The organism is Micrococcus sp. (assembly GCF_030523875.1).
In the GTDB taxonomy this organism is placed as follows: domain Bacteria; phylum Actinomycetota; class Actinomycetes; order Actinomycetales; family Micrococcaceae; genus Micrococcus.
On sequence record NZ_JAUNHR010000010.1, the window covers coordinates 1 to 6,847 of the forward strand.

Sequence of the window (6,847 nt, forward strand, 5' to 3'; positions counted from 1 at the left end):
CGTGCCCCGGGGGAGGTCGCGTTCATCGGGCCTCACCGCCCGCCGTCGCCGCCTGGGCAGCCCTCGTCCCGCCCGCGGCCTCCCGCTCGGCGTGGGCCCTCGACCCCTCGGCGCCGCCGGGCACCGGGGCCTCGCCGCGGCGGGCGCGCTCCACGAGGAAGGCGTGGGTCGGGGCCTCGGGGACGTCGGCGGGCTTGAGGGCGTCGAACTCCCGGCGCAGCACGGGGAGCACCTCCTCGCCGAACAGGTCGATCTGCTCGAGCACCACGTCCGTGGGCAGCCCGGCGTGGTCGATCAGGAACATCTGGCGCTGGTAGTCGCCCACCCAGTCGCGGAAGGAGAGCGTGCGCTCGATGACCTGCTGCGGGGACCCCACGGTCAGCGGGGTCATCCGGGAGAAGTCCTCGAGGGACGGGCCGTGGCCGTACACGGGGGCGTTGTCGAAGTAGGGCCGGAACCGGCGGACCGCCTCCTGCGAGTCCCTGTGCATGAACGCCTGACCGCCCAGGGCGACGTACGCCTGGTGGGCGGCTCCGTGTCCGTAGTGCTCATAGCGCTCGCGGTACAGGCGCACCATCCGGACGACGTGCTCCTTGTTCCAGAAGATGTTGTTGTGGAAGAAGCCGTCGCCGTAGTAGGCGGCCTGCTCGGCGATCTCGGGCGAGCGGATGGAGCCGTGCCACACGAAGGGGGCGACGCCGTCGAGCGGCTGGGGGGTGAGGGTGAAGTCCTGCAGGGGGGTGCGGAACCTCCCGGACCAGTCCACGGTCTCCTCGTGCCACAGGCGGTGCAGGAGGTGGTAGTTCTCCACGGCCAGCGGGATGCCCTGGCGGATGTCCTTGCCGAACCAGGGGTACACGGGCCCGGTGTTGCCGCGGCCCAGGGTCAGGTCCACGCGGCCGTCGGCCAGGTGCTGCAGGTAGGAGTAGTCCTCGGCCAGGCGCACCGGGTCCATCGTGGTGATCAGCGTGGTCGCGGTGGAGAGCTGGATGCGCTCGGTGACGCCGGCGAGGTGGGCCAGCAGCGTGGGAGGGTTGCCGGGGGCCACGAAGGGCGGGTTGTGGTGCTGGCCGGTGGCGAACACGTCGAAGCCGGCCTGCTCGGCGTGCCGGGCGATCCGCACGGTGTCCTTGATGCGCTGGTGCTCGCTGGGGGTGGTGCCTGTGGTGGGGTCGGGGGTGATGTCGCCGATGGTGAAGACGCCGAACTGCATGGTCTGTGCTCCTCTCGCCGCACGGGCCCGGGCGGCCGCGGGTGGGCGGCACGCCCGTCATATCTGCTTCAAAACTGAACTATACCGGACCGCCACCCGCCGCACCAGGGCTGGGGACGGGTCCTGGGTCGGAGCCGTGGCGTGCGGCACACTGGCCGCATGAACGCCTACGACGCCGGCCTCCTCGCCTCGGTGGACACGCTCACGCTCCAGCAGGTCACCACGGTGATGGCCAACGACATGCAGGTCCTGGGGCCGCAGGGGGAGGTCGTCGCCGTCGTCGAGACCGTGGGCGGCGGGCTGGGGCGGATGCTGATGGGCAGCCGCAGCTTCGTGGTGCGGGACGGGGCGGACGGGCGCCCCCTGTTCCGGCTCGAGGACATCGCCACGTTCGGCCGGGACCGCATGCAGGTCCTGGACGCCGAGGGGCTGCCGCTGGCGAACCTGCGCCGTGAGGTGACGTTCCTCCGCACCTCCCTGAGCGTGGAGGTGGTGGACGGCACCGCCTTCACCGTGGAGGGGAACCTCTGGGACCACGACTACCGCATGCTGGCCGGCGAACGCGAGATCGCCCGGGCCACCGCCGAGTGGGGCGGGTTCATGAACGCCCTGGCAGGGCGCTCGCGGTACCGGCTGGACCTGGACCCGGCCATGCCGCCCGTGGTCCGGTGCGCGGTGCTGGGCACCGCCGTCGCCCTGGACCTGATCCGGGAGAAGGACCGCCGGAAGGACTGAGGCGGGGTCAGTGGTCGAAGCGGGCGCCCTCCGGCTTCGAGGGCAGCAGCGTCAGCACCAGGATCACCAGGCCGCCGACGAACGGGATGAGGCTGAGCAGGTAGAACCACCCGCTGAGGTTCGCGTCGTGCAGGCGTCGGACGGTCAGGGCGATCGACGGGACGATGTGGGCGAGGACGAACGGCAGGAACAGGAGGGCGATCACCACCCCGGCGGTGGTGGGCTCACCGGAGGGGTTCGCCGGCGTCGTCGAGCCGGGCACCGTGCCGACCGTCTCCAGCAGCACCAGGAAGGCGACCAGCACGAGCCCCAGGGCCAGCTGCACCCACCAGTACTCCGAGCGGCTCGCGCGGCCGCGGAACAGGGCGTACCGCGAGTAGAAGCGCCTGAGGGCCTGCCCGAGGCCCACGCCGTGGGCGGGGGCGACGCGCGGATCCCCCGCCGGTGCGCCGGTCGGAGGGGCAGGGACGGGCGGAGCGTACGCCGGGGGCCGGCCGTAGGGATCCTGGCGGGGGACGTCTCGTCCCTCCGGGGGGCGTCCGTAGGGCTGCTGGGGGTCGGTCATGGGGTCCCTTCCGCTCGGCGTCCCGCGGGGCCGCTCCCCGCCGGGCTCACGCCTCGGGCCCATCCTAGTGAAGGGCCTAGGATTCTCCGGTGGACTTCGGAGCGTACGGACGGCTGTTGAGGGACCCGCGGATCCGGAACCTGCTGGCCGTCGGGTTCATCGCGCGGTTCCCGCACACCGCCGCGGGTGTGGTGCTCACCCTGCACGTGGCGGTGACCCTGGGCCTGGGCTACGGCCAGGCGGGCCTGGCGGCGGCGGCCATGACGCTGGGCATCGCGTGCGGCTCGCCGTGGCGCGGGCGGGCGATCGACGCGAAGGGCCTGCGCCGCGCGCTGCTGCCCTCGGTGGTGGTCGAGGCCCTCGTGTGGCCGCTGGTGCCGTGGCTGCCGTTCGGCTGGATGCTGCTGGCCGTGTTCGTGGCGGGCCTGTTCGCCGTCCCCATCTTCTCCGTGGTCCGGCAGGGGCTGGGCGTGCTCACCCGCGGCCCGGAGCGGCAGACCGCGTTCGCGCTGGACTCGATCATCACGGAGACGATCTTCATGATGGGCCCGGCCCTGGGTGCGGTGGTGGCCGCCACGTGGTCGAGTGCGCTCGGGCTGACCATCGTCGGGCTCTCCGGCGCGCTCGGCGGTGCCCTGCTGATGTGGTTCGACCCGCCCACGCGCTCCTCCCAGCTCGCCCCGGACGACCCCGCCGCGCAGGACCCCTACACCGCCGAGCAGGACCGCGAACAGGCCGTGGCGCAGTCCGTGCACGCCGCCCCCATGCACCTGGACACCGCCGCCCCCGACCTGGCCACCGGGGCGCTGCCGGTGGTCACGGACGCCCTGCCGATCGTCACCGGCACGCAGCCGGTGATCGCGGCGGACGGATCCGGGGTCGCCGGTGCGTCCCGCGCCCCCGGCGACGCCGGGTACCTCCCCTCCGTGGACGGGCGCCTGACCCGCGGCGAGCGCTGGCGCCTGTGGCGGACGCGCCACTTCGGCTGGGTCACCCGCGAGGCGCTGGGCGTCCTCCTGGTCTCCTTCGCGGCCGGGATCGGGCTCGTGGGCGCGGAGGTCACCATGGTGGCCGAGCTCGAACGGGCCGGCCAGGCCGGGTCGGTGGGACTGGTGTACGCGTTCTGGTGCGGGGCCTCGGCGATCGGCGGGCTCTTCTACGGCGCGTGGGGCCGCCAGCTGCCTCCGGCCCTGCTGATGGGCCTGTTCGCGGTGGCCCTGCTGCCCATGGCGTTCGTGGACGGGCTCTGGCCGCTGGCCCTGGCCTCCATCCCCTCGGGCCTGCTGACGGCGCCCACGCTGGCCGCGGCGTCGTCGCGGCTGTCCCTGCTGGTGGCCGAGGAGCGGCGCGGGGAGGCGATGGGCTACTACGGCTCCGCCATGACCGCCGGCGCCGCCCTCGGCGCGCCCACGGTGGGCCTGGTGATCGACGGCGTCTCCCCGGCCGCCGGCTACGTGTACGCCGCCGCCGTGGGCGCGGTGCTCGTGGCGCTGGCCGGGGCGCTCACCGCGCTGCGGAACCGGCGCGCGCGGCGCTGACGGCCGTCCGGAGCCCGCGGCGTAGGGTGGCGCCACCACCGCCCGTCCCCTGGAGGCACCCATGGACCGCTATCCCACCCGCCGCAGCCCCGTGTACGGCGACGACGTCGTCGCCTCCTCCTCGCCCCTGGCCGCCGCCGCGGCGCAGGACGTCCTCCGGGACGGCGGCACGGCCGCCGACGCCGCCGTGGCCGCGGCCATGACGCTCACCGTGGTGGAGCCCACGAACAACGGCATCGGCGGGGACCTGCTGGCGCTCATCTGGGGCGGGGAGCGGCTGCACGCCCTCAACGCCTCCGGCCGCAGCCCGCGGGCGTGGACGCCCGAGCACTTCGCCGGGCGCACCGAGATGCCCCGCCGCGGCTGGGACTCGGTGACCGTGCCCGGGGCGGTGTCCGGGTGGCGGGCGCTGTCCGACCGCTTCGGCCGGCTGCCCTTCGCCCGGCTCGGGCAGGCCGCCGTGGACCACGCCGAGCGCGGCTGGCTGGTGCCCACGATCGTGGCGCAGGACTGGGCGCGGGCCGCCGTCGTGCTGTCCGACCAGCCGGAGTTCCTGGCCGCGTTCGCGCCCGGCGGCCGCGCCCCGGCCGAGGGGGAGCGGGTGCGCTTCGCGGACCACGCCGCCGCCCTGCGCGAAATCCTCGCCACCGGCGGGGAGAGCCTCTACCGTGGCGTCCTGGCCGAGCGGATCGCCGAGCACGCCGCGGCCGGCGGCGGACTGCTCACCGCACAGGACCTCGCCGACCACGAGGTCGAGTGGACCGAGCCGGTCGCCGCGTCCTGGGGCGGGCACGAGCTCTACGAGGTGCCGCCGAACAGCCAGGGCCTGGCCGCGCTGATCGCCGCCGCCGTGCTCGATGAGCTGGGCGCCGCAGACCGCGACCCGGACGCCCCCGCCACCGTGCACCTGCAGGTGGAGGCCATGAAGCAGGCCCTCGCGGTGCTGCACTCGGAGGTGGCCGACCCGGCGTGGATGCGCACCTCCGCCGAGGAGCTCCTGGCCCCCGAGGCCGTGGCGACGCTCGCGGCGCGCGTGGACCCGGAGCGAGCCTCCGGGGCCGTGTCCCGCCCGCCCACGGCCGGCGGCACGGTGTACCTGAGCGTGGGGGACAGGGACGGGATGATGGTCTCCCTCATCCAGTCCAACTACTACGGCTTCGGCTCCGGTCTGGTGGTCCCGGGCACGGGGATCGCCCTCAACGACCGCGGAGCGGGCTTCTCCCTCCAGCCGGGCCACCCCAACGAGGTGGCCGGCGGCAAGCGGCCGCTGAACACGATCATCCCCGGCTTCCTCACCCGCGGCGGGGAGCCGGTGGCGGCGTTCGGCGTGATGGGCGGGCCCATGCAGCCGCAGGGGCACGTGCAGGTGATGCACCGGCTGATGGCGGGGCAGAGCGTGCAGCAGGCCCTGGACGCGCCCCGCTGGTTCGTGGAGGGCACCGGGGAGCTGAAGCTGGAGGCGGGCTGGGGGGACGACGTCGCCGACACCCTGGCCGCGATGGGCCACCCCGTGACGCGCACGCCGGTGGGGGATCGGACCTACGGGGGCGGGCAGGCGGTGTTGCGGCTGTCCGGCGGCGGGTACGCGGGCGGCTCGGACCCGCGCAAGGACGGGCACGCCGCGGCGCGGTGAGCGAGGGGAGGGGCCGGCGTCGGGTGTGCGGTCCGGCGGGGGTCAGCGCTCGGCGGGCATCGGCTCGGCGCGCAGGGCGTGGGCCAGGACGACCACGGCCAGCAGGCCCGCCGCCCACGCCGGGTGCACGCGGTCCGAGAATGCGGCGGCCGCCATGGCCGGGGCGCCGAGCATGAGCACGAGGCCCATGTCCGTCCAGTGGCGCAGCATGCCCAGCACGCCGAGGGCCACCACGACGCCGGTGTTCGCCAGGGCATAGCCCGTCAGGCCGGAGCCGGCCACCCCGAGGAGCACGGCGACGACGCCCACGACGAGGGCGGCGACGGCGAGCGGGAGTGCGGTGCGCAGGAACGGCATGGCGGTGTCCTCTCGGACGGGCCGGCGGGGCCGGCGGGGCTGCCGGTCGCGGGAGCCGCGTGCCGGCGGAGGATCACTCCTCCTGACGCCGCAAGATAGTCCTGCGCGGGCAGGTCCGCCACGGGACAAAAGTACTGTTCCCGGTCCCCCGACAGGGACGATCGGGCGAGCGCGGGGCAACCCTGTGAGGGGAGGCGGGCGGGGACAGGCCCCTCTCAGCCGGCGCGGTCCTCGAGCGCTGAGATCGTCCCGCCGATCAGGAGCCCGCCGCCTAGGAGGGCCAGCAGCGCAGGCCCGGCGAGCGCGAGCCACCCGCCCACGTACGCCAGGGGTGCCGGGGCGAGGGAGCCCGCCAGCAGGCCGACCAGGGCGGCCGCCAGGCAGGCGGACGCCAGGCTCGCCCAGAGCCCGCGCCGTGGGGATGTCCCGGTGGCGAGGACGGCGACGCCGACGGCGGGGAGCACCAGGGCCGCCAGGAACAGGGCGTCCGTGAGGCCGGGGCCGGGGGCGGTGCCGTCCGGGAGCGTGCGCTCCCCGTCTGGGGCGGTGAGTGCGAGGATCACCGGACACGTGACCACGGGGGAGGCGAGCAGTGCGCCGGCGGCCAGTGCGGTGCGGACGGGGGAGCGGGTCATGGCGTCAGCAGGACACGGTGTGACGGCTCAGCCGCGCGCGGTGCGGTCTGCCATGCCCCCGGGGAGGGCCGTGACGGCCATCATCAGGGCGCCGAGCGCGGCACCGAGGCCGCCGAGGAACGCCGCCCACATGCCGAGGGGGATGAGGGCCATCAGGAACGAGCCCTCGGA

General features: G+C 75.1%; 7 protein-coding genes. 3 read left to right on the top strand and 4 right to left on the bottom strand.

What is annotated here, in order from left to right:
• Positions 1-22 precede the first annotated feature (22 nt).
• Entirely contained in the window at positions 23-1,213 is a 1,191-nt protein-coding gene (locus tag Q4D18_RS02545) for an LLM class flavin-dependent oxidoreductase (RefSeq protein WP_303125477.1), read from the bottom strand.
• Positions 1,214-1,372: 159 nt separating this feature from the next.
• On the opposite strand from Q4D18_RS02545, the gene Q4D18_RS02550 reads away from it, so the two are divergent.
• Entirely contained in the window at positions 1,373-1,948 is a 576-nt protein-coding gene (locus tag Q4D18_RS02550; protein ID WP_303125479.1) for an LURP-one-related/scramblase family protein, read from the top strand.
• Positions 1,949-1,955: 7 nt separating this feature from the next.
• On the opposite strand, the gene Q4D18_RS02555 is transcribed toward Q4D18_RS02550, so the two are convergent.
• Positions 1,956-2,513 (bottom strand): DUF805 domain-containing protein, encoded by a 558-nt coding sequence (locus Q4D18_RS02555; protein ID WP_303125481.1) that lies wholly within the window; start codon positions 2,511-2,513, stop codon positions 1,956-1,958.
• Between the two features lie 89 nt (positions 2,514-2,602).
• Here Q4D18_RS02555 and Q4D18_RS02560 point away from each other — a divergent pair, with 89 nt between their 5' ends.
• Both Q4D18_RS02560 and Q4D18_RS02565 read left to right on the top strand, forming a co-directional pair.
• Positions 2,603-4,051 carry an MFS transporter gene (locus Q4D18_RS02560; protein WP_303125483.1) on the top strand — a complete coding sequence of 483 codons (1,449 nt, stop codon included), beginning with the start codon at positions 2,603-2,605 and terminating at the stop codon, positions 4,049-4,051.
• Between the two features lie 61 nt (positions 4,052-4,112).
• Entirely contained in the window at positions 4,113-5,684 is a 1,572-nt protein-coding gene (locus Q4D18_RS02565; protein WP_303125485.1) for a gamma-glutamyltransferase family protein, read from the top strand.
• Positions 5,685-5,726: 42 nt separating this feature from the next.
• Here Q4D18_RS02565 and Q4D18_RS02570 read toward each other — a convergent pair whose 3' ends face one another.
• Both Q4D18_RS02570 and Q4D18_RS02575 read right to left on the bottom strand, forming a co-directional pair.
• Positions 5,727-6,041, bottom strand: coding sequence for a hypothetical protein (locus tag Q4D18_RS02570; protein WP_303125486.1), 315 nt, complete (start codon positions 6,039-6,041; stop codon positions 5,727-5,729).
• Between the two features lie 215 nt (positions 6,042-6,256).
• Positions 6,257-6,676, bottom strand: a complete 420-nt coding sequence (locus Q4D18_RS02575) for a hypothetical protein (protein WP_303125488.1) — start codon at positions 6,674-6,676, stop codon at positions 6,257-6,259.
• Positions 6,677-6,847: the final 171 nt, after the last annotated feature.